Source organism: Cupriavidus sp. CER-90, assembly GCF_057652055.1.
In genome coordinates this window covers 2,057,231-2,078,258 of sequence record NZ_JBYGYM010000001.1, presented here as the reverse complement: position 1 = coordinate 2,078,258, position 21,028 = coordinate 2,057,231, and the positions used below count along the sequence as shown (strand labels likewise).

Below are 21,028 nucleotides of genomic sequence, written 5' to 3'. Positions count from 1 at the left end.
GGTCAGTCCAGCGTGACGCCGGTGTCCTTGACCACCTTCTGCCAGCGGTCGATTTCCTGCGTCAGGTATTTCGCGTAGGCATCGGGGCTGGAGCCGCGCGCTTCGGCGCCCTGCGCGGCCAGGCTGGCCCGCACGTCGGCCGAGCCCAGCGCCTTCAGCGCGGCGGCGTTGAGCTTGCGCACGATGTCGGGCGGCGTTTTCGCCGGCACCATCATGCCCTGCCAGGCACCCACCTCGAACCCCTGCATGCCCGATTCCGCCAGCGTCGGCACATCCGGCAACTGCGCACTGCGCGCGGCACTGGTGACGGCCAGCGCCTTCATGCGCTTGTCGCGGATAAACGGCAGCGACGAATTGATCGTATCGGTCATGAACTGCACCTGGCCGCTGGCCAGATCGGTCAGCGCGGGCGCGCTGCCCTTGTACGGCGCATGCACCGCGTCCAGTCCGTTGGCCTGCAGGAACAGGAACGCGGCCAGATGCGTGACATTGCCGTTGCCGGCCGACCCGTACGTCATCTTGCCGGGATGCGACTTGAGCCACGCCACGAATTCAGGCACCGTGTTCGCCGGCACCTGCGCGTTGACTTCGAGCACCAGCGGCACATTGGCCGTCATGGCCACGGGCAGCAGGTCGCGCTTCACGTCGTAGGGCAGCTTCTTGTACAGCGCCTGGCTCAGGGCAATCGACGACGTGTTGTACAGCACCGTGTAGCCATCGGCGGGCGCCTTGGCGACGATCTCGTTGCCGATATTGCCGTTGGCGCCCGGCCGGTTGTCGACCAGCACCTGCTGGCCCAGTTCGTCCGACATCTTTCGTGCGATCACGCGCGACACCAGGTCGGTGGGCCCGCCGGGCGGGAACGGCACCACCAGCCGGATCGGCCGGTCGGGATAGGTGGCGGCCAGCACCGGGCGAGGCAGCGCGGCGACGGCCAGCGCGCACCCCGTCAGTGCCAGCAGCCATGCGCGGCGCGTGGAAATGTTGAAGCAATGCCTGGCAATTCTGCTCTGTGTGGGCATGGTTGTCTCCTCCGGTAAAAACCGTGTCCTGCCCCGGCGCGACGGGCGTGACTTGCCGTCACGCCGTCACGCCGTCGGGCCGTCGGACCGTGTCAGGCCTCGCGTCCGGCCAGCAGCCGCCGCGCGGTATAGGTCATGACCAGCGCCTGGCGCTGGTTGAACACCTCGATCGACGAATCCACCACGGCGCGGCCGCTCTTCGACGTCGGCCGCACGCCGGTCACGGTGATGCGCGCGTGGATCGTGTCGCCCACCAGCACCGGGCCGTGAATCTTCTGGGTCAGCTCCAGCATGGCCAGGCCCGTGCCCTGGATCATCGTCTGCAGGATGAAGCCCTCGATCAGCGCATAGGTCAGCGCGGCCGGCACGGGACGGCCCTGGATCGCGCCGGCCTCGTAGCCTTCCTCGATAAAAATGGCCTCCAGCATGCCGGTGACCGAAATGAAGTTGACCAGGTCGGTCTCGGTCACGGTGCGGCGGAAGGTCTCGAATACCTGCCCTTCCCGGATGTCCTGCCAGTAGAAGCCCTGTCCCAGGCGTTGCGGCTGTGCTGCGGTCATGTGGTCTCCGTGTCGTGTGTCGATGGGGGTGTTCGCGGCTCAATCGCCCAGCGCGGCAATCTCGGCGTCGCTCAGGCCCAGACTGCCCAGCACTTCGCGCGTGTGCTCGCCCAGGCGCGGCGGTACGGCGGCATGCGCGCGCTCGCCGTCGAAGCGCACCGGCGCGCCCGGAAAGCGCAGCGTGCCCATGGCCGGGTCGTCCACCTGGTCGAAGAAGCCCGTGGCCCGCAGGTGCGGGTCATCCACCAGCTCGTCCAGGTCATTCACGCGCGCCACCGGAATCTGCAGCGTTTCGCACAGCGCCAGCCAGTCGTCGGTGCTGCGCTCGCGCACCAGTTCGCCGGTCATTTCGTAAAGCGTCTCGATATGGCGCGTGCGCGCGGCGATGTCGGTGAAGCGTGCATCGGCGGCCAGGTCGTCGCGGCCGGCCGCCCGGAAGAAGTCGCGCCAGTGGGCATCGGTGTACGGCATCATGCAGACGTAGCCGTCGGCCGTCTGGTAAGGCCTGCGCAACGGCGCCAGCACGCGCGGATAGCCGGCCGTGGCGCGCGGCGGCTCGAAATGCTGGCCGTACAGATGCTCGACCAGGTTGAACGCCACCATGGACTCGAACATCGGCACTTCGACCAGGCCACCCTTGCCGCCGTTACGCGCACGGCCGGCCAGCGCGGCGGAAATCGACAGCGCGGCCACCAGGCCGCTGGTCTTGTCCGCCGAGATGGTCGGGAAGTAGCGCACGGTGCCGGTCTGCGCGGCCATCAGCGCGGCATTGCCGCACAGCCCCTGGATGATGTCGTCGTAGGCCGGGCGGCCGCCATAGGGGCCATCCTCGGCGAAACCCAGCAGGCTCACGTAGACCAGCTGCGGATGGCGCGCCATGACGCTGGCCGGGTCCAGGTCCAGCTTGCCCAGCTTCTGCGGGCGCATGCTGTGCACGAACACATCGGCCGTGTCCAGCAGCCTGTGCAGTGCCGCCTGCGCGGCCGGCTGCTTCAGGTTCAGCACCACGCTCTTCTTGCTGCGGTTCACGCCCAGAAAAATGGCGGACATGCCATCTTCAGTGGCCGGGCCGGTGCGGCGCGTGGAATCGCCGTCCGGCGTTTCCACCTTGATCACTTCGGCACCCAGGTCGGCCAGCCACTGGCTGGCGTAGGGGCCCATCACGACTGTCGACAGGTCGACGACACGGATACCTGACAAGGGCAGCATCGCGGTGTCTCCTTATGGCTTTTATGGATCTGATGGGGGCCTAGCGTAGTCCAGTCGGCCGCTTGCGTCTAATATTAGATATTTAGGAACTGATATCTGCTGTATATCGCCCGTATATCGCCATGGACCTGCGCCAGCTTCAGCAGTTTGTCGTGCTTGCCGAGACCGGCAACTTCCACCGTGCCGCCGAGCGCCTGCATATGGCGCAGCCGCCGCTGTCCATCTCGATCCGCAAGCTGGAGGCGTCGCTAGGCACGCCGCTATTCGTGCGCACGACCCGTGGCGTGCGCCTGACCCAGGCCGGCGAGGCCGCGCTGAACGATGCGCGTCGTGCGCTGTTCCATGCGGAGCAGGCCCGCGCCGCCGCCCAATCGGCCGCCCATGGCGAGCGCGGCGCGCTGCGCGTGGGTTTTGTCGGATCGGCCACCTATGCGCTGCTACCCCGGCTGATCCCTGCTTTTCGCGGCGAACACCCCGGCATCGAGCTGATCCTGCATGAATCGACCTCGGCGGCGATCCTGGACCGCATCGAGCGCGGCCAGCTCGACGCCGGCCTCGTGCGTTTTCCGATCCTGAACAGCGGGCCGTTTCAGCTGCTGCCGCTGGAGTCAGATTCGTTCATGGCCGCCGTCCCCGCCGACAGCCGCTTCGCCAGCCAGGACAGTATCGCGCTGAAGGCGCTGGCCGACGAGCCGTTCATCATGCATCCCAGTGCCGACGTGCCGAACCTGCAAGCCGTGGCGATGCTGCTATGCCAGCAGGCCGGCTTCGTGCCGCGCATCACGCAGGAAGCCGTGCAGGTGCAGACCATCGTCAGCCTGGTGGAAAGCGGATTGGGCGTGGCGCTGGTGCCGGGCGTGACCGCGCGCTACACCAACCGGCGTGTGCGCTTTCTGCGCCTGTCCAGCCCGCGCCCGACCAACCGCATCGGCATCGCACTGGCCACGCAGCAGGACACCGACGACCGGCATGTGCAACGGTTTGTGTCAGTGGCGCAAAGGATTGCGGAGGGAGAGCCATGGCAGGAGTCAGGCAGGGATTAGAGTATGCGAAGTATTGAGGGCTCTCTGCTCGAGGGTCGGTGCCCCATTGAGATTCCCGTACTCTCCATAATCCCTTCGCTCCGTATCAGTGGCGCCGAACAACGCCCCGCCATTGCGGGAAATATACTCTGTGGCAACCGAATCCGCGCCTGGGGCGTTCTTGGCGGCAGAGTCAACGAGTCGGTATCCACCGGCGAGGAGCAGGTTTTCCGCATCAGCAACGGAAATGGCGTCACCCGTCTTATCTTTGTAATACTCCGCAAATTTCTGAGCATTATTCTTCGCCCACTTCCGTTCATCCGGATGCAACTGCCGATTAAATCGGTCAGTCCCTGTCCCAATATCCTTTTCTTGGCGGAGGTTCGGGCTTGCCACGTTCATCTCGGCGTAATTTCCGCCAATCCTTTATAAATTGATAGGTTAACGCAATGATGAATGTCAAATAAATCGGGGCACCGGAGATAACAGGCCTCCAACTTGCTCCTTGCGCAAGACTAAATACCAGTGCGAATAGGGGAAGTGAAAGACAGCCTAGATATCCCATCAGCATTCTGCGAAGGAAGCTTCTTCGTTCGGGAGTCATGGGGATTATCTCTTACTGATATCACTTTCGATTGCAGTCTGCATCGGCCCCGGAATAATCTGTATCATTTGATTCATAACAGTGCCAACTGGCTTGGGAACACCTGCTCCAAACTGGGTCATTGGCAACCCGAGCGGCACGAACGCCCCCGCAATCGCACCCACACCAATAGACTTTCCGACGTTCGGCGCATCCTTGCTCAGGCCGTACACAAGATTGACAGTGTCGCCCGCGTAATCATAAGCGCTACCAAGTGCCCATCCGGTTGCGATGGCCGGAGCAACTGTTCCTAGCGCCACGAGACCAAGGCCAGCGCCTGCCGCCATGCCCAGTTGTGGGTTCGGCGTATTCGCGGGCATAGCCTTCTGTTCCGGCGTGAGCGGCCCGCCCAGCGGACCTGGGTTGGCGCGTTCGGGCGAAGTCGCGGAGAACAAATTGCCACAGGGCGCGATCGGTTGTCCACCTTCATGCCATACAGTAACAACAAGCGCATTGCCGCCGGGTCCCCGTACTCCTCGACGGGCGACTGTGTGAACGACAACGTCTGTTTGCTGGTGTCCAGGTTCGTCACCGTCGCCTTGTCCACCGTCACGGTGACAGGCGCAAGCAGCGCGTCGGTCTGCGGTGTACTGACCTGCGCACGCCGAGTGCTCCAGCGCCAGCCGGGGAACGTAATGCTGTGATGTTGGTTGAGCTCCCCATCGCTTAACCCCGCCTGCCACAATCGGAGCGTCTTGACCGCCGTCTGCACCGGCGTGCCAGTCGTCGTCACAATGCTCGTGCGGGTGTTGCTGACCTGGTTGGCCGCGATGTCGATGTCGCCGTCCGCCTCGATCGTGGCCGAGCGATTGATCAGCGTGTTGGTCTGGTTGGCCAGCAGGCCGGTATTCGGGTCTCGCGTGCCATCGCGGGCGATCTGCAGGTTGCCCGCGCTATAGAGCGTGGCCCCATCAAGGTTTTGCACCGCGTTGCCGGCGTACAGGTTCAGGTTCTGGACGGCAGCCATCAGCGCCGAGGGTCCGTTGTTGACGATATCGGACCCTTGCACCTGGACGTTGTTGCCGATCACTGTACCCGTGTTGATCACCGACGGGCCGTGGAGCTGGACCGTATCCCCCTCGATGCGTCCGGCGTTCGATACCTGGTTGCCCGCGGTGACGGTGGTGTTCGCCGAATTGATATCCGCCGATGCGCCGTTCACCACATTTGCGCCCGACACCGTCAGCGTTCCCGCCGAGGCGAGCGTCCCGGTGTTGGTCAGCGTCCCGCTGGCTGACACCCGCATCGCGTCGTTGGCACGCAGCAGGTTGGACGCGTCGTTGACGTAATCCCCTGCCACGTCGAAGAAAATCGTCGAATTGCGATCCGCGTCATCGCGTCGATTCGGAGAATTCCGATGTCGATACGCGGTGCCGCGCGGGCCTGCGTGGCCTCTTTGCCGTCGCACGCTGCGCAACTTGTCGGGGGACAAGTGCCTGCGCAGCGAATCGCTGCACAATCCGGCCTCATTGCAATACCGCCTTGGGCAGCACGAGAATGTGGGACATTGACAAAGCAAAGCCGGACTCCGCACTTCTCGGCAGCGCGCCGCGCCGCCCGCGTCTGGCGCGCTCCCTGCCGGTCCGCCCGCCGGACAGCCTGCATGCGCCCCTGCCCGTCCGACACATCAACACGACCCAATTGCGCCGCTTTGTCATGCTGATGCAGCACGAATCGGCCATCGCGGCGGAGCGCCACACCGGCATCCGCGCCGCCTGCATCCACTATGCGATCCGCCGGCTGGAGGATCGGCTCGGCACCACGCTGTTCTCCCGCGAGGCTGCGTCGATGCACCCCACGGCCGCCGCGCGCCGGCTCTATCCGTGCGCCGTCCGGCTGCTGTCGATGTGGGACAGCCTGGTGGCGGAATCCACGGGTGCCGGCGACCCGCCCACCACCGGCGGCCCCGGCGCCGACTGAACGCCCGGCAGGCCGACCGCCACGGCGCCATTCGGCAAACATCGTAGAATGGCCACTGGCTCGCAATCTGAGGCTCGACCCATGGCCGACCCCGACGGTCTGCATCACAAGACGTTCCTGCTGTTGCTGGCACTAGTCACCATCGCATTTTTCTGGATTCTTCTGCCCTTCTACGGCGCGGTGTTCTGGGGCGCGGTGCTGGCCATCATCTTTGCGCCGCTGCAGCGGCGGCTGGTGGCGGCGCTGCGTGGCCGCAACAACATCGCGGCGTTGCTGACGCTGCTGCTGGTGCTGCTGCTGGTAATCCTGCCGATGATCGTGATCACGATGTCGCTGATCCAGGAGGGCGTGAACCTCTACGACAACATCCGGTCCGGCCGGATCAACTTCGGCCACTACTTCCAGTCCGCCGCCGATGCGCTGCCGCCTTTCGTGCGCGACATGCTGGCGCGCGCCGACCTGGCCAGCATTTCCGACCTCAAGGACAAGCTCAGCGCCAGCGCGCTGTCCGCCAGCCAGATGCTGGCCACGCGCGCACTGAGCATCGGCCAGAACACGGCGCAGTTCGTGATCGGCTTCGGCATCATGCTGTACCTGCTGTTCTTCCTGCTGCGCGATGGCCCGCAGCTGTCGCGCCGGATACGGCTGGCCGTGCCGCTGAGCGCGGCCCACAAGCAGCACCTGATCCAGAAGTTCACCACGGTCGTGCGCGCGACGGTCAAGGGCAATATCGCCGTGGCGGCGGTGCAAGGCGTGCTGGGCGGTGGCATCTTCGCGGTGCTGGGCATCCAGGGGTCGCTGCTGTGGGGCGTGGTGATGGCGTTCCTGTCGCTGCTGCCGGCCGTCGGTGCGGGCCTGATCTGGGCGCCGGTGGCGGTCTACTTCCTGCTGACCGGCTCGGTGCTCAAGGGCTGCGTGCTGATCGGCTTTGGCCTGGTGGTCATCGGCCTGGTCGACAACGTGCTGCGCCCGATCCTGGTGGGCAAGGACACCCAGATGCCGGACTACGTGGTGCTGATCTCCACGCTGGGCGGCATGGCGCTGTTCGGGCTGAACGGCTTTGTGATCGGGCCGCTGATCGCCGCGCTGTTCATCGCCTGCTGGGACCTGAACAACGCCGAAGACCCGGCGGCTCACTGACGCCAATCGCGAAAGACGCCGTGGACCGACTGCAAGCAATGAAGACCTACGTGGCCGTCGTGGAATGCGGCGGCTTCACGCCCGCGGCGCGCAAGCTCGATGCGTCGCTGAGCGTGGTCAGCCGCATCGTGACCGACCTGGAAACGCATCTGGGCGTACGCCTGCTGACGCGCACCACGCGCGTGGTGCGCCCCACCCCCACCGGCACCGCCTACTACGAGAACTGCCGCCGCATCCTGGCAGAGATCGACGACGCCGAACTGGCCGCCGCCGGCGCGCACGAGGCGCCGCGCGGCCGGCTGTCGATCACCGCGTCGGTGCTGTTTGGCCGGCGCTTTGTCACGCCGGTGGTGGTCGAGTACCTGCGCCGCTATCCGGAGGTCGATGTCGATTGCATGTTCGTCGACCGCGTGGTGAATTTCATCGACGAGGGCATCGACGTTGGCGTTCGCATCGGCCCGCTGCCCAGTTCTTCGCTGCAGGCCATCCCGGTGGGCCACGTGCGGCGGGTGGTCTGTGCCGCGCCGGACTACCTGGCGCAACACGGCACACCGGCCACGCCCGACGACCTGGCGCGCCATGCGGTGATCCAGACCACGGGCATCTCCACCGCGCCCGAATGGCGCTTCATGCGCAATGCCGAGCCGCTGCCCGTGCGGCTGACCCCACGCCTGGCCACCACCACCAACGATTCCGCGATTGCCGCCGCCGTGGCCGGCTTCGGGCTGACGCGCGTGCTGTCTTACCAGATTGCCGACGAACTGCGCGACGGCAGGCTGCGGATCGTGCTGGAAGACTACGAACCCGACCCCTTGCCGATCCACGTCATCCACCGCGAGGGCCGGCACGCCATGCACAAGGTGCGCGCCTTTATCGACCTGGCCGTGGCGCTACTGCGCGCCCAGGCTTCGCTGAAGATCCCCGACACCACCCAAAACCGCTGATTCTTCTGGATTTCGCAAGAGTCCCTTCGGGCACCACCGGTTTTTCCCGCTTTGCCGGGTGTCTATAGTCGATCCGTACGCAGCGTTTGCGTCCGACACCACAATAATCGACCAAGGACATCCATCATGAAACTGTACGGCCACCCGCTTTCCGGACATTCGCACCGCGCCTGGCTCTTTCTGTCGCTGCTGGGCCAGCCTGCCGAGTGGATCGATGTGGACCTGCTGGCACGCGCCCACAGGACGCCGGAGTTCCTGGCCATGAATCCGTTCGGCCAGGTGCCCGTGCTGGTCGATGGCGATACGGTGGTCAGCGATTCGAACGCGATCCTGGTCTACCTGAGCAAGAAGCTGGGCCGCACCGACTGGCTGCCCGAAGCCCCCGCCGAGGCCGCCGCCGTGCAACGCTGGCTGTCTGTGGCGGCGGGCGACATCGCATTTGGCCCGGCCCGCGCCCGCATCATCACTGTCTTCCAGGCCCCGTACGACAGCAAGGATGCGATCGAACGCGCACATGTAGTGCTCAAGCGCGTGGACGACGCGCTGGCTGGCCGCGCCTGGCTTGCCGCCGATCATCCGACCATTGCCGACGTGGCGCTGTACAGCTACACGGCGCGCGCGCCCGAGGGCTTTGTCGATCTGAAGGACTACGCGAATGTGCGCCAGTGGCTGGCGCGCGTGGAAGCGTTGCCCGGCTTTGTTCCGTTCCAGACCACGCCGGTCGGCCTGGCCGCCTGAACCCGCCCGGCGCTTCCCGCCATTCCGGCATCCCGCATAACTTCAGGAGTCCGTCATGACCCCGCATCCGGTTCCGCACGTGGAAATCCTGCCCGGTTCGCCCTGGCATACCGGCGAGCGCCTGCTGCAAGCCAGCATCGGCGCCGAGGAACGCCTGGCCGAAGTGGGCTCGCGCGTGGTGCGCGACTACATGCCGGACCAGCATCGCGACTTCTTCGCCATGTTGCCGTCGATCGTGATTGGCGCGGTGGCGCCGGATGGACGGCCCTGGGCGACGGTGCGCGGCGGTCATCCGGGCTTCCTCCATTCGCCCGATCCGCGCCAGCTCGACGTGGCGATGGTGCGCGACGCCGCTGATCCGGCCGACGCGGGCATGGAGGACGGCAACGCCATCGGGCTGCTGGGCATCCAGCCGCATACCCGGCGCCGCAACCGGATGAACGGCACGATCCATCGCGATGCCACAACGGGCGCCCAGGGCTTTCAGGTGGCGGTGGGCCAGAGTTTCGGCAACTGCCCGCAGTACATCCAAAAGCGCGCGCCCGTGATGACCCGCGACCCGGCCACGCCGGCCAGCGAGCCGCCCGAGATGCTCGATGCGCTGGATGCCCGCGCGCGGACGCTGATCCGCCATGCCGATTCGTTTTTCGTGGCCACCTATGTGGACCTGCCCGGCAGGCTGCGCCAGGTGGATGTCTCGCATCGCGGCGGCAAGCCCGGCTTTGTGCGCGTCGATGACGATGGCACCCTGACGATTCCAGACTTCCAGGGCAACACGTTCTTCAACACGCTCGGCAACATGATGGCCAATCCGGTGGCCGGCCTGGTGTTCGTGAGCTATGCCACCGGCGACCTGCTGCAACTGAGCGGCCGCACCGAAGTCATCATCGATTCGCCAGAAATTGCCACCTTCGACGGTGCGCAACGGCTGTGGCGATTCACGCCGGAGCAGATCGTGCGGCGCGACCGCGCCCTGCCGCTGCGCTGGGACATCGATCCCGATGGCGCGTCGCCGCAGGCCCTGGCCACCGGCAGCTGGCGCTGAACAGGAAGTTTCAGGGAACGGGGGCAGCTGTGCCACAATCGCGCCAGTTTTTGGCCCGACCGGATGCCGCCCATGTCCCTGGAAGCCCTGCAGAACATCAATCCGCAATCGCTGCTCGATACCGCCATCAGCCTGGCCGCCGCCTTCATCCTGGGCGGCATGATCGGCTTCGAGCGACAGTACCGCCAGCGCACGGCCGGCCTGCGCACCAATGTGCTGGTGGCGGTGGGCGCGGCCATCTTCGTCGACCTGGCCAACCATATCGCTGGGCATGACGGCGCGGTGCGCGTGATTGCGTACGTGGTCTCGGGCATCGGCTTCCTCGGCGCGGGCGTGATCATGCGCGAGGAAGGCAACGTGCGCGGGCTCAATACCGCCGCCACGCTGTGGTGCTCGGCGGCGGTGGGCGCCTGCGCCGGCGCCGACATGATCGCCGAAGCCGCCATTGCCGCGCTGTTCATCCTGGCCGCCAACACGCTGCTGCGCCCGGTGGTTGACCGGATCAACCGCCAGCCGCTGGACACCACGGCCGTGGAGGTCACGCACACCGTGCACGTGATCGCGGCCCGCGACTACCAGAAAACGGCGATGCGCCTGCTGGAAGAGGCGCTGGAGGCGGCCCAGTATCCGACGCGCGACCTCGAAGTGCGCGCGTTCGGCGAACAGGATGTGGAAATCGAAGCGGCGCTGGCAGCCACATCGGTCGATGGCGATGTGCTCGACCAGATCGTGACCCGCCTGGGCGGCACCAGCGTGGTCAGCCAGGCGTTCTGGAGCGCGAGTACGACGGAGTAGTCGACCGCCTGCCGCGCTCTTTGCTCCCCTCTCCCGCAGGGCGGGAGAGGGGTTGGGGGAGAGGGCAACGGTGGCTCTGCTTGCCGACTTGTCGCAGATTGAACGGCCCGCCCTCTCCCCCGCCCCTCTCCCGCAAGCGGGAGAGGGGAGTGTAGTGGTCAAGTTTTTTCAGACAGGTGTTAGGGTGGTCTGTTGGAACTTGTCCTCGTAGTCTGTTGGCGACGCGTAGCCCAGTGTCGAATGCAAGCGCACCGGGTTGTAGAAGCCCACGATGTACTGCGTGATGTCGCGCCGGGCTTCGGCCCGGTCGGCGTACCGCCTCTGCCAGACCCGCTCCATCTTCAGGTTCAGGAAGAAGCGTTCGGCTACGGCGTTATCCCAGCAATCGCCCGACCGGCTCATGCTGCAAACCAGGCCGTGGCGCGCTAGCAACCCCTGGTACTCCTCGCTTGCATACTGGCTGCCCCGGTCCGAATGCACGATCAGTCCGGGCGCCGGATTGCGCTGCAGGATGGCCATCTTCAAGGCCGACGCCACCAGCGCGGCCGGCATGGCCGCTGCGCTGGCCCAGCCCACGACCTTGCGCGAATACAGGTCCAACACCACCGCCAGATACAACCAGCCTTCCCCCGTGCGCACATACGTGATGTCCGACACCCAGGCCCGGTTGGGCTGTGCGGGCCTGAACTGCCTGCTCAGCACGTTCGGCGCCATCGGCCTGCCATGCCGGCTGTCAGTCGTCGCCACGAACTTGCGCTTCCACACCGGGCGCAGATTCTCCTGGCGCATCAGCGTGCGGGCTCGATAGCGCCCGATCTTCATCCCCTGTTTGTCCAGATCCTGCGCCACGCGCCGGCTGCCGTAGGTACGTCCGCTGGCCTCGAACGCCGCCCGCACATACACCGCCTGCCGCAAGGCCTTCTCCTTGGCGGCAGGCGCGCGCCCGGCCGCGTAATAACCCGCCCGGCTCACGCCCAGCACCCGGCATGCCCGACTGATGGAGATCGCCTCCTTCTGCAATCCGCTAACCACTCGATAGATCACTTGAGTTCGCGGGCGAAGAAGGCCGATGCCTTTTTTAGGATCAGATTGTCCTCCTTCAGGCGGCGGTTTTCCTCTTCGAGCTGGCGAATGCGCTGCTGCTCAGGCGTCAGCGGCTTGCCCACTCCCTTGCCGCCAGCCACTTCAAGGTCGTACTGGACCAGCCACCGGCGTAAGGCGGTCTCGCCAATCGCCATCGTGTGGCAAACCTCGGCGACCGATAGGCCCTGATCCCGGACCATCCGGACTACCTCCAGCTTGAAGGCGGCGTCAAACTTGCGGCGTTGCTTTGTCATGTCGTCTTTCCTCGTCGATCGTGATTTTCCACCTATCGACCTGTCTGAGGAAATTGGACCACTACAGAGAAAACCACCCGCCATTCAACCTCCGTCGGCTTGCGCCCTCTGTCGCACGGCGCCGCCATTCAACCTCCGTCGGCTTCTCCCCTCTCCCGCAAGGCGGGAGAGGGGTTGGGGGAGAGGGCATCGGTGGCTCTGCTTGCCGACTTGTCGCGGATTGAACGGCCCGCCCTCTACCGCAAGCGGGAGAGCGGAGAAAACCACCCGCCATTCAATCTCCGTCGGCTTGCTCCCTCTCCCGCACGGCGGGAGCCGGAGAACACCACCCGCCATTCAACCTCCGTCGGCTTCTCCCCTCTCCCGCAAGGCGGGAGAGGGGTTGGGGGAGAGGGCATCGGTGGCTCTGCTTGCCGACTTGTCGCAGATTGAACGGCCCGCCCTCTCCCCCGCCCCTCTCCCGCAAGCGGGAGAGGGGAGTGTAGTGGTCCAATTTCCTCAGACAGGTCGATAGGTGGAAAATCACGATCGACGAGGAAAGACGACATGACAAAGCAACGCCGCAAGTTTGACGCTGCCTTCAAGCTGGAGGTAGTCCGGATGGTCCGGGATCAGGGCCTATCGGTCGCCGAGGTTTGCCACACGATGGCCATTGGCGAGACCGCCTTACGCCGGTGGCTGGTCCAGTACGACCTTGAAGTGGCTGGCGGCAAGGGAGTGGGCAAGCCGCTGACGCCTGAGCAGCAGCGCATTCGCCAGCTCGAAGAGGAAAACCGCCGCCTGAAGGAGGACAATCTGATCCTAAAAAAGGCATCGGCCTTCTTCGCCCGCGAACTCAAGTGATCTATCGAGTGGTTAGCGGATTGCAGAAGGAGGCGATCTCCATCAGTCGGGCATGCCGGGTGCTGGGCGTGAGCCGGGCGGGGTATTACGCGGCCGGGCGAGCGCCTGCCGCCAAGGAGAAGGCCTTGCGGCAGGCGGTGTATGTGCGGGCGGCGTTCGAGGCCAGCGGACGTACCTACGGCAGCCGGCGCGTGGCGCAGGATCTGGACAAACAGGGGATGAAGATCGGGCGCTATCGAGCCCGCACGCTGATGCGCCAGGAGAATCTGCGCCCGGTGTGGAAGCGCAAGTTCGTGGCGACGACTGACAGTCGGCATGGCAAACCGATGGCGCCGAACGTGCTGAGCAGGCAGTTCAGGCCCGCACAGCCCAACCGGGCCTGGGTGTCGGACATCACGTATGTGCGCACGGGGGAAGGTTGGTTGTATCTGGCGGTGGTGTTGGACCTGTATTCGCGCAAGGTCGTGGGCTGGGCCAGCGCAGCGGCCATGCCCGCCGCGCTGGTGGCGTCGGCCCTCAAGATGGCCATCGTGCAGCGCAATCCGGCGCCCGGACTGATCGTGCATTCGGACCGGGGCAGCCAGTATGCAAGCGAGGAGTACCAGGGATTGCTGGCGCGCCACGGCCTGGTTTGCAGCATGAGCCGGTCGGGCGATTGCTGGGATAACGCCGTAGCCGAACGCTTCTTCCTGAACCTGAAGATGGAGCGGGTCTGGCAGAGGCGGTACGCCGACCGGGCCGAAGCCCGGCGTGACATCACGCAGTACATCGTGGGCTTCTACAACCCGGTGCGCTTGCATTCGACACTGGGCTACGCGTCGCCAACAGACTACGAGGACAAGTTCCAACAGACCACCCTAACACCTGTCTGAAAAAACTTGACCACTACAGAGAAAACCACCCGCCATTCAACCTTCGTCAGCTTGCTCCCCTCTCCCGCACTGCTGAAGAGGGAGACAACAATCAGTCCGCGCTGGCCTCGTGGACAGCCCCCGCCGCAAACTGCCCCAATATCCGCAGCGCCGTGATGTCCTCGGCCGTCCACGATTCCACGCCGGACAGGTAGTTGAACGTGCCGATTACCCGGCCACCGTGGCACAGCGGCACGTTGACCACGCCGTTCAGGCCCAGCGCGCGGATCGTGGCGATGTCGTCGAACACGGCGGCCAGCGCCGCGTCGCCTTCGCCCATGAAGACTTCGCCACGGTCCAGCAGCTGGCGTGTCCAGCCCGTATCGCCCTTGACCTTCTTGCCGCCGGGCGGATAGGACGCCGGGTCCGACGACCAGAGCCGGCGGATTTCGCGGCTTTCCACGTGCCAGGCGTTGATCGTCAGCAAACCCGGCCCGACGATATCGAGCGTGGCTGCGCCAACGGCGTCCATGACGGCCTGCGGCGTGGCGGCGGCGCGCAGGCGGTCGAACAGCGGATGCAGGTGCGTTTGCCAGTGGCCCAGCGTATCGACGCTTGCCATCGTCACTCTCCGTGGATGCCCAGGTCCTTGATCAGCTTGCCGTAGCGGTCGGCATCGCGGCGCAGGATCTTGCCAAACTCCTGCGGCGTCGAGGTAGCCGTTTCCACGCCGATCGCATCCATCTTGGCCTTGACCTCCGGCAGCGACATCACGCGGTTGATTTCGGTGTTCAGCCTGGCCACCAGCGCGGGCGGCATGTTTTTCGGACCGAACGCGCCGTACCACACCGACAGTTCATACCCGGGGATGGTCTCGCCCACGGTGGGCACATTGGGCAGCAGCGGCGACCGCCTGGCCTCGGTCACGGCCAGCAGCTTCAGCTTGCCGGCCTTCACGTGCGGCAGCGTCTGCGTGCCGGCCGAGAACAGCAGCTGGGTCTGGCCCGCCACGGTATCCACCACGGCCGGCGCACCGCCCTTGTAGGGCACGTGCAGCATCTGGATGCCCGCCATCTTCTCGAACAGCACGGCGCTCAGGTGGTTGGTCGAGCCGGGCCCGGCGCTGGCGTAGGCCAGCTTGCCCGGATTGGCGCGGGCGTACGCGACCAGTTCCTTGACGTTATTGGCCGGCACCGACGGATGCACCACCATCGTGTTGGTCACGTAGGCCAGCAGGCCCAGCGGCGTGAAATCCTCCACGCCCTTGAACGGCATGTTGGCCATCAGCGCCGGGTTCATGGCGTGCGTGCTCATCGAGCCGATCAGCAGCGTGTAGCCGTCGGGCTGGGCACGCGCCACCATCGCCGAGCCGATGTTGCCCGACGCACCGGGCTTGTTGTCGACGATCACCGGCTGGCCCAGCGACTTTGTCAGGTGCTCGGACAGCACGCGCGCCAGGATGTCGGTGGAACCGCCGGCGGCCCAGGGCACGATCAGCGTGACCGGCTTGGCGGGATAGGCGTCGGCGGCCCCGGCGTGGCCGGCGAACGACATGGCCAGCGCGGCGGCGCCGCACAGCAGGCTTTTCAATACGGACCTCATGATGCAACTCCCCTTCTGTCTTCGGACTGTCTAATGTGATGCGATTCAGCGGCCCACGGCATAACCCTGCATGCCGCGCGCATTGGCGCCCGCGCGCAGCACCAGGCGACCCTTGCCGTCGCGCTCGCGCATGCACGCCGACATGCGGCCTTCGGACCAGTCTTCCCCTACGCGAACTTCGTGCCCGCGGGCGCGCAGGGCTTCGATGGTGGCGGCCGGGAAGCGCGACTCGACGGTGATGCGGTTCAGCGTGGTCTGGCGCGGCCAGAACGATTGCGGGAAATGGTCGATATGCCAGGCCGGCGCGTCGATGGCTTCCTGCAGGTTCATGCCGTGTACCGCATGGCGCATGAAGAAGGCCAGCGACCATTGGTCCTGCTGGTCGCCGCCGGGCGTGCCGAAGACCATGTACGGTTCCCCATCGCGCAGGCACAGCGACGGCGACAACGTGGTGCATGGGCGCTTGCCCGGTGCCAGCGTGTTGGGCAGGCCCGGCTCCAGCCACGTCATCTGCAGGCGCGTGTTCAGCGCAAAGCCCAGCGCCGGAATGGTGGGGCTCGACGACAGCCAGCCGCCCGACGGCGTGGCCGCCACCATGTTGCCGTGGCGGTCGATCACGTCGATATGGCAGGTATCGCCGACGAACACTTCGCGCTCGGCCCATTCGCTGACCGGCGGCAGCGCCGCGAACGTGGGCTCGCCGATGCCGAAGCGCGTATCGGCCGCGGCCAGCGTACGGTCGGCCACGGTCAGGTCCGGCATGCGCGGCGCGCGGCCCTTGAGCGCGCCCGGCTGCATCGTCAGCGACGCGCGGTCGCCAATCAGCGTGGCCCGCGCGGCCAGGTAATGCGGATTGAGCAGCGCGCAGAGCGGACTGTCCTCGAACAACGGATCGCCGTACCAGGCCGTGCGGTCGGCCATCGCCAGCTTGGCGGCCTCGGCAATGGTGTGGACGAATTCGGGCGAGGTCGGCGCGTGCGCATCCAGATTGGCGTGGCGCAGCATGCCAAGCTGCTGCAGGAACATCGGGCCCTGGCTCCAGATATCGCACTTGGCCACCGCATAGCGGCCAAAGTCGAGCGAGACCGGCGCCTCCACGGTGGGCTTCCAGCCGGCCAGATCGTCGTAGCGCAGCAAGCCGGTGTGCTTTTCGCCGGTGGTGTCGCGCACGGGGGTGGTGCGGCAGTATGCGTCGATGGCCTCGGCCACGAAGCCGCGATACCAGCAGTGCATCGCCGCGTCGATCTGGCCTTCGCGGCTGTCGCTCCGGCTCACGGCCGTCTCGACGATGCGCGTGTAGGTATCGGCCAGCACGGGCAGCGTATGCAGCGCGCCGGGGCGCGGCACGCGGCCATCGGGCAGCCAGGTTTCGGCCGAGCTGTGCCATTCGTCACGGAACAATTGCTGCACGGCCAGGATGGCCTGCGAGATGCGCGGCACCAGCGGGAAGCCATTGCGCGCATAGCCGATGGCCGGGGCCAGCACGTCGGCCAGCGACCACGTGCCGTGGTCGCGCAGCATGGTCAGCCAGGCGCCAAACGCGCCGGGCACCGTGGCGGGCATCAGGCCGATACCGGGCATCAGTTCCATGCCCTGCTTGCGCAGCGCCTCGGGGTCGGCCAGCGCCGGGGCCGGGCCCTGGCCGCAGACCGAGCGCACCGCGCGGTCCTTTTCGCTCCAGAACAGGATCGGCACCTCGCCGCCGGGGCCGTTCAGGTGCGGTTCCACCACCTGCAGCACGAAGCCCGCCGCCACGGCCGCGTCGAATGCGTTGCCGCCGCGCTCCAGCACGCCCATGGCCGTCTGGGTGGCCAGCCAGTGGGTGGAAGCAGCGACGCCGAACGTGCCGACGATCTCGGGGCGTGTCGTGAACATGTGCAAATGACTCCTGTTTGATGCATTTGATTTGTGATTCGAGTATAGGCAGCCAAAATAACTGCCAACGTCGAATTACTTATCGTTGCATTACCATTCGGTTATACCCATTGCCGCCTTCTCGCCCCGCCCCATGCCGATTGCCACCGACAAGCTGCTGCATCAGATCGTGTCGCGCCTGCGTTTGCGCCATTTGCCGCTGCTGCTGGCGCTGGAGCGGCAGCGATCCGTGTCGCGCGTGGCGGCCGAGATGAACCTGTCCCAGCCGGCCGTGACCAAGGCGCTGCGCGAGATCGAGGACATCTTCATGACGCCGCTGTTCACGCGCACGCGCAACGGCCTGGAGCCCACGGCCACCGGCGCGGCCGTGCTGAGCCACGCGCGCATGACGCTGGCCGATGCCGAGGCGCTGGGCCGGCAACTGGCGGTGATCGAGGCCGGCCGGCGTGGCCGGCTGCGGCTGGGCGTGATCCCGTACACGGCCCGCGCGGTGCTGGACGCCGCGCTGGCGTACGGGCTCAACCAGCAGCCGCGCCTCTCGGTGGTCGTGCGCGAGGGCACCACCGACGAACTGGTCGGCGCGCTGCGCCAGCACGAACTGGACTGCGCGATTGCGCGCTCGTTCTATCTGGCAGGGGAAGACATCGTGCAGGAGCCGCTGTACCGGGAAGAGCCCGTGCTCGTGGTACCTTCGCGGGCCAGGGCGCGGCTGTCGCGCGGCGACCTCGACTGGAAGCGGCTGGCCGAACTCGACTGGATCCTGCCGCCGCCGCATACGCCGGTACGCCGCACCATCAATACGATGTTCGCGGTGGCCGGCGTGGCGCCGCCGCTGCCGATCGTCGAAACCTACTCGATCAAGCCGATGGCCACGCTGCTGCGCAGCCAGCCCGACGCCATCACCATCGTGCCGCGTGCCGTGGCCGCCGAACTGATCGAACTGGGCGACGCGGCGACGCTGCCGTTTTCGCTTAGTTGGGACTTGCCGCCCGTGGGCCTGATGTGGCGGCGCGAGTCGGAGGAGAACGATCTGGTGAAGCCGCTGGTGGCGGCGTTGAAGGCGGCGGTGGCGTAGTGGGATTTGGGGGCGGTGGATGGGGATGGGCTTGCCCTCTCCCCCGACCCCTCTCCCGCCGTGCGGGAGAGGGGAGCGAACCGCCAGCCTTCGAAGCCCTCGGGTGTTCTCCCCTCTCCCATGCAATGGGAGAGGGGCCGGGGGAAAGGGCATCGAGGTTCTGCTTGCCGGCATGTGGCAATTTGAACCGCCGGCACCTTCCATCAACCAAGACAAACAATCCAATGAAGACCGTAGCACTCTACTTCCTGACCGCGCTGGCCGAGATCCTCGGCTGCTACCTGCCCTACCTCTGGCTGCGTCAGAACGCCAGCTCCTGGGTGCTGCTGCCCGGCGCGGCGTCGCTGGCGGTCTTTGCCTGGCTGCTGACCTTGCACCCCGACGCCTCGGGCCGGGTCTATGCCGCCTACGGCGGTATCTATATAGCAGTAGCTATCGTCTGGCTCTGGCTGGTGGACGGCGTGCGGCCCAGCGTCTGGGATATGACAGGTGTCACAATCGCCGTCGCTGGCATGGCCGTGATCGTGTTTCAACCGCGCTGACCTCACATTAAGGGCGAATTAAGCGCCACTTTCTCTGACAAAAACCGTCACTTTATGCATCTTTAGCCACACCCTACCAGAGTAGGGTGACAAGATTTGGCAGACACATTTGGTTACAGGTGACAAGAAATCTCACATTTCAACGATTTCTAGTCGGAATCTGGCCTGGCACACCTGTTGCTCTATAGGACCCTGACAGCAACTGCTGTTCTCAACTAATTCAAAGGGGTCAATTCCATGAAAAAAGCACGGATGGGAATCCACCAACGGGTCCAGAAGGGTTTCACGCTGATCGAACTGATGATCGTGGTCGCGATCATCGGTATCCTGGCTGCTATTGCGATTCCGCAATATCAGGATTACGTGGCGAAGTCGCAAGTTGCGCGTGCTGTTAGCGAATTGTCGGCATACAAGACGGCAATCGAAGACCGCCTGAACCAGGGCGACACGACCATCACCGCCGACAAGGTCGGTTACGTTACCTCGGATCTTCTGAAGGCCGACGCGCTTCCGTTCGCAGCAAACATTGCTGCTGGCGCAGACGGCACTCTGAACTACGTGGGTACGCTGGGCAACAAGGCTCAAACGGCTATCGCAGGCGCAACGATCACCATCACTCGCGCAGCTAACGGAAGCTGGTCGTGCGCCAGTGCAAAGGCGAACGCAAGCACCTTCAAAGATTCTTATGCTCCGGCCGGTTGCCCGGTTGCTGCTGCTGCAGGCGGCAACAACGGCGGCCAGCAGCCCGCTGCTGGAGGCTGATCGGCATACCGTCTGAGCACTCAAAAAAACCCCTGGCCTTTCCCCAGGGGTTTTTTCTTTTCCAACAGTCAACGCTTCCGCCGCCTCACCCCGCCTCCCCCCGCATCCCAATCTCCCCAATCAGCTTCCCATACCGCGCATTATCCGCCGCCACCATCCGCGTGAACTGATCCGGTGAATCGCTTTTCCGAATCTCCCCCGCATTGGCCTTCATCGTCGCGTCGAGCTTGCCGCTCGCCTGCAGCGCCGCCACCGCATCGAATAGCCGTTTCGCCATGGGCGCCGGCAAGCCTGCCGGGGCGAACAGGCCGCTCCAGTTATCGAGCACGAAGCCGGGCGGCAGCGATTCGGCCAGCGTCGGCACGTTCGGGAAGTAGCTGGTCCGCGCAGCCGATGACACCGCCAGCGCACGGATCTGGCCGTTGCGCAGGAACGGCGCCGCCGTGGACATCACCGGCATGCCGAACTGCGTCTGGCCGCTCAGCATCGACGTGAGGATTTCGCTGGCGCCCTTGTACGGGATATGCACGGCTTCGACATGGTGCTGGTGCAGCAGCGATTCCACGGCCAGATGCGAGACGCTGCCCTTGCCGCCAGAGCCGTAGTTCAGCGCGCCGGGCTTCTGTTTCATCGCGTCGATCAGCTCGCGCGCCGTCCTGAATGGCGACGACGCCGGCACGGCCAGGATCACCGGGCCGCCCGACAGCGCCGAGATCGCCGTGAAGTCGCGGGGGGCGTCGTAGGGCTGGTCCTTGTACAGATGCACGTTGATCACATGCTGGTTGGCCAGGATGCCTAGCGTGTAGCCATCGGGCTCGGCGCGCTTCAGCGCCCGGGCGCCGATGATGCCGCCGGCCCCGCCGATGTTTTCCACCACCAGCGGCTGCCCCAGCACCGGCGACAGTTCCGCCGAGAGGGTGCGGGCGATGGAATCGGGCGCGGTGCCCGCGATAAACGGCACGATCAGCCGGATCGGGCGCGACGGATACGGCGCGGCGGCCACGGCCACGCGGCTCATCACGCCGCCCAGTGCGGCGGAACCGGCTGCGGCGCCTGCCGTAGCCAGCCATTGACGACGATTCATGTTGTCTCCTGCGTTTTTT

21 protein-coding genes are annotated in these 21,028 nt (G+C 65.7%); 11 read left to right on the top strand and 10 right to left on the bottom strand.

Annotated elements, in window-relative coordinates:
- Positions 1-2: 2 nt before the first annotated feature.
- The 3 genes from AC24R4_RS09220 to AC24R4_RS09210 form a co-directional block, all read right to left on the bottom strand.
- Entirely contained in the window at positions 3-1,022 is a 1,020-nt protein-coding gene (locus AC24R4_RS09220) for a Bug family tripartite tricarboxylate transporter substrate binding protein (RefSeq protein ID WP_487522798.1), read from the bottom strand.
- A 92-nt stretch (positions 1,023-1,114) separates the two neighbouring features.
- On the bottom strand, positions 1,115-1,582 hold the full coding sequence (locus AC24R4_RS09215; protein ID WP_400396307.1) for a MaoC family dehydratase: 468 nt from the start codon (positions 1,580-1,582) through the stop codon (positions 1,115-1,117).
- A 39-nt stretch (positions 1,583-1,621) separates the two neighbouring features.
- Positions 1,622-2,791, bottom strand: a complete 1,170-nt coding sequence (locus AC24R4_RS09210) for a CaiB/BaiF CoA transferase family protein (protein ID WP_400396305.1) — start codon at positions 2,789-2,791, stop codon at positions 1,622-1,624.
- Positions 2,792-2,913: 122 nt separating this feature from the next.
- Here AC24R4_RS09210 and AC24R4_RS09205 point away from each other — a divergent pair, with 122 nt between their 5' ends.
- The gene (locus tag AC24R4_RS09205) at positions 2,914-3,834 is read left to right on the top strand and encodes a LysR family transcriptional regulator (RefSeq protein WP_487522797.1); all 921 of its coding nucleotides are present in this window, start codon (positions 2,914-2,916) and stop codon (positions 3,832-3,834) included.
- Here AC24R4_RS09205 and AC24R4_RS09200 read toward each other — a convergent pair.
- Both AC24R4_RS09200 and AC24R4_RS09195 read right to left on the bottom strand, forming a co-directional pair.
- Complete coding sequence (locus AC24R4_RS09200) at positions 3,820-4,215, bottom strand: hypothetical protein (protein ID WP_487522796.1); 396 nt, start codon at positions 4,213-4,215, stop codon at positions 3,820-3,822. The two genes, AC24R4_RS09205 and AC24R4_RS09200, sit on opposite strands and share 15 nt — an antisense overlap.
- A gap of 491 nt (positions 4,216-4,706) precedes the next feature.
- Positions 4,707-5,888, bottom strand: coding sequence for a hypothetical protein (locus AC24R4_RS09195; RefSeq protein WP_487522795.1), 1,182 nt, complete (start codon positions 5,886-5,888; stop codon positions 4,707-4,709).
- A gap of 65 nt (positions 5,889-5,953) precedes the next feature.
- On the opposite strand from AC24R4_RS09195, the gene AC24R4_RS09190 reads away from it, so the two are divergent.
- The 6 genes from AC24R4_RS09190 to AC24R4_RS09165 all read left to right on the top strand — a co-directional run bounded on the left by AC24R4_RS09190 (position 5,954) and on the right by AC24R4_RS09165 (position 11,038).
- Complete coding sequence (locus AC24R4_RS09190; RefSeq protein ID WP_487522794.1) at positions 5,954-6,376, top strand: LysR family transcriptional regulator; 423 nt, start codon at positions 5,954-5,956, stop codon at positions 6,374-6,376.
- Between the two features lie 81 nt (positions 6,377-6,457).
- Positions 6,458-7,516 (top strand): AI-2E family transporter, encoded by a 1,059-nt coding sequence (locus AC24R4_RS09185; protein ID WP_487522793.1) that lies wholly within the window; start codon positions 6,458-6,460, stop codon positions 7,514-7,516.
- 20 nt (positions 7,517-7,536) lie between these two features.
- Positions 7,537-8,460 (top strand): LysR family transcriptional regulator, encoded by a 924-nt coding sequence (locus AC24R4_RS09180; protein WP_400396131.1) that lies wholly within the window; start codon positions 7,537-7,539, stop codon positions 8,458-8,460.
- A gap of 126 nt (positions 8,461-8,586) precedes the next feature.
- Positions 8,587-9,198 carry a glutathione S-transferase family protein gene (locus AC24R4_RS09175; RefSeq protein WP_400396132.1) on the top strand — a complete coding sequence of 204 codons (612 nt, stop codon included), beginning with the start codon at positions 8,587-8,589 and terminating at the stop codon, positions 9,196-9,198.
- A gap of 55 nt (positions 9,199-9,253) precedes the next feature.
- Entirely contained in the window at positions 9,254-10,243 is a 990-nt protein-coding gene (locus tag AC24R4_RS09170; protein ID WP_487522792.1) for a flavin-nucleotide-binding protein, read from the top strand.
- A 72-nt stretch (positions 10,244-10,315) separates the two neighbouring features.
- The gene (locus AC24R4_RS09165; protein ID WP_400397222.1) at positions 10,316-11,038 is read left to right on the top strand and encodes an MgtC/SapB family protein; all 723 of its coding nucleotides are present in this window, start codon (positions 10,316-10,318) and stop codon (positions 11,036-11,038) included.
- Positions 11,039-11,206: 168 nt separating this feature from the next.
- Here the strand turns inward: AC24R4_RS09165 and AC24R4_RS09160 are convergent.
- Positions 11,207-12,375 (bottom strand): IS3 family transposase gene (locus tag AC24R4_RS09160; RefSeq protein ID WP_487522791.1). Its coding sequence is split into 2 segments (ribosomal slippage): positions 11,207-12,108 and positions 12,108-12,375, totalling 1,170 coding nucleotides; the frame shifts between segments, so codons are not numbered across the junction.
- A gap of 546 nt (positions 12,376-12,921) precedes the next feature.
- On the opposite strand from AC24R4_RS09160, the gene AC24R4_RS09155 reads away from it, so the two are divergent.
- Positions 12,922-14,090 (top strand): IS3 family transposase gene (locus tag AC24R4_RS09155; RefSeq protein WP_487522790.1). Its coding sequence is split into 2 segments (ribosomal slippage): positions 12,922-13,189 and positions 13,189-14,090, totalling 1,170 coding nucleotides; the frame shifts between segments, so codons are not numbered across the junction.
- 91 nt (positions 14,091-14,181) lie between these two features.
- Here AC24R4_RS09155 and AC24R4_RS09150 read toward each other — a convergent pair.
- Genes AC24R4_RS09150 through AC24R4_RS09140 form a run of 3 tightly spaced genes read right to left on the bottom strand, consistent with a single transcriptional unit; the run spans position 14,182 to position 17,546 of the window.
- Entirely contained in the window at positions 14,182-14,691 is a 510-nt protein-coding gene (locus AC24R4_RS09150) for a GAF domain-containing protein (protein WP_487522789.1), read from the bottom strand.
- A gap of 2 nt (positions 14,692-14,693) precedes the next feature.
- On the bottom strand, positions 14,694-15,671 hold the full coding sequence (locus AC24R4_RS09145) for a Bug family tripartite tricarboxylate transporter substrate binding protein (protein ID WP_400395520.1): 978 nt from the start codon (positions 15,669-15,671) through the stop codon (positions 14,694-14,696).
- 45 nt (positions 15,672-15,716) lie between these two features.
- Positions 15,717-17,546: a gamma-glutamyltransferase family protein gene (locus tag AC24R4_RS09140; RefSeq protein ID WP_400395522.1), complete on the bottom strand. Its 1,830-nt coding sequence runs from the start codon at positions 17,544-17,546 to the stop codon at positions 15,717-15,719.
- A 133-nt stretch (positions 17,547-17,679) separates the two neighbouring features.
- Here AC24R4_RS09140 and AC24R4_RS09135 point away from each other — a divergent pair, with 133 nt between their 5' ends.
- From AC24R4_RS09135 to AC24R4_RS09125, 3 genes are all read left to right on the top strand, one after another.
- Positions 17,680-18,621 carry a LysR substrate-binding domain-containing protein gene (locus tag AC24R4_RS09135; RefSeq protein WP_400395525.1) on the top strand — a complete coding sequence of 314 codons (942 nt, stop codon included), beginning with the start codon at positions 17,680-17,682 and terminating at the stop codon, positions 18,619-18,621.
- A 224-nt stretch (positions 18,622-18,845) separates the two neighbouring features.
- The gene (locus AC24R4_RS09130; RefSeq protein WP_487522788.1) at positions 18,846-19,163 is read left to right on the top strand and encodes a YnfA family protein; all 318 of its coding nucleotides are present in this window, start codon (positions 18,846-18,848) and stop codon (positions 19,161-19,163) included.
- A 237-nt stretch (positions 19,164-19,400) separates the two neighbouring features.
- Positions 19,401-19,925 carry a pilin gene (locus tag AC24R4_RS09125; RefSeq protein ID WP_487522787.1) on the top strand — a complete coding sequence of 175 codons (525 nt, stop codon included), beginning with the start codon at positions 19,401-19,403 and terminating at the stop codon, positions 19,923-19,925.
- Between the two features lie 85 nt (positions 19,926-20,010).
- On the opposite strand, the gene AC24R4_RS09120 is transcribed toward AC24R4_RS09125, so the two are convergent.
- Positions 20,011-21,009: a tripartite tricarboxylate transporter substrate-binding protein gene (locus AC24R4_RS09120; RefSeq protein WP_400395048.1), complete on the bottom strand. Its 999-nt coding sequence runs from the start codon at positions 21,007-21,009 to the stop codon at positions 20,011-20,013.
- Positions 21,010-21,028 lie beyond the last annotated feature (19 nt).